This is a genomic window from Streptomyces alfalfae, from assembly GCF_004127445.1.
Classification (GTDB): domain Bacteria; phylum Actinomycetota; class Actinomycetes; order Streptomycetales; family Streptomycetaceae; genus Streptomyces; species Streptomyces alfalfae.
In genome coordinates, this window is sequence record NZ_QEXM01000018.1 from 1 (window position 1) to 1,245 (window position 1,245).

Below are 1,245 nucleotides of genomic sequence, written 5' to 3' on the forward strand. Positions count from 1 at the left end.
TTCGGGCACGTTCTGCAAGGCCAGCATGACCTGGAACAGCGGGGTGCGGGACAGGGACCGCGAGGGATTCAGCTCCTCCACCAGCCGCTCGAAGGGCACGTCCTGATGCGCGTACGCCGCGAGGTCGGCCCCCCGCACCCGCTCCAGCAACTCCGCGAAGGTCGGATCACCACTCAAGTCCGTCCGCAGGACCAGCGTGTTCACGAAGAAGCCCGCCAGCCCCTCCAACGCCGCCTCACCCCGCCCGGCGACCGGCGTCCCCAACGGAACGTCCTCCCCCGCCCCCAACTTCGCCAGCAGCACACCCACCGCCGCGTGCACGACCATGAACATCGTCGCCCGCCCACGCCCCGCCAACTCCACCAGCCCCGCATGCGTCCCCGCACCCGCAACCACCGGAACCATCCGCCCCGCAAAACTCGGCACAGCAGGCCGAGCCCGATCCACAGGCAGAGCGATCTCCTGCGGCAGATCCGCCAACGCCTCCCGCCAGAACGCGAGTTGACGGCTGCTCACACTCTCCGGGTCCTCCAGCTCACCCAGCACCGCACGCTGCCACAACGCGTAATCCGCGTACTGCACCGCCAACGGACCCCACCCCGGCACACGCCCCTCACAACGCGCCGCATACGCCGCCTCCAGATCCCGCGCCAGCACCCCCATCGACCAACCGTCCACCGCCACGTGATGCGCCACCACCGACAACACGAACTCACCCGGACCGACCACCAACAACCGCACCCGCCACGGCCGATCCACCCGCAGGTCGAACCCCTCGCCCAAGTGATCCACCAGGGCTTCCGGCACCTGCTCCTCGTCGGTCCGTACGACCGTCATCGGTGGGCGTCCCGCCGTGCCGTGCAGGACGTGCTGGTAGGGGACGCCGTCGTGGTCGGGGAAGACCGTGCGCAGACTCTCGTGCCGGTCGGCCACGTCACCCAGCGCCAACTCCAGAGCCGCCACATCCAACGCACCCGAGATCCGCAGCGCCAACGGCAGGTTGTACGCCGCCGACGCCCCCGGCACCGCCTCCTCCATCCGGTTCAAGAACCACATCCGCTGCTGCGCGAACGACAACGGCACCACATCCGGCCGCACCCACGGCCGCAACACCACACGCCCCCCACCGGAGCCATGACCACCCTCGATCAACCCCGCCAACCCCGCCACCGTCGGCGCACCGAACAACTCCCCGATCCCCACCTCCACATCGAGCACCGCCCGCACCCGCGCGATCAGCCGCAT

1 protein-coding gene is annotated in these 1,245 nt (G+C 69.9%); it reads right to left on the reverse strand.

From position 1 onward, the window contains the following. Nucleotides 1-1,245 (reverse strand): condensation domain-containing protein (locus DCW30_RS07465; protein ID WP_241743514.1); only part of this gene is annotated, 1,245 nt, incomplete at both ends.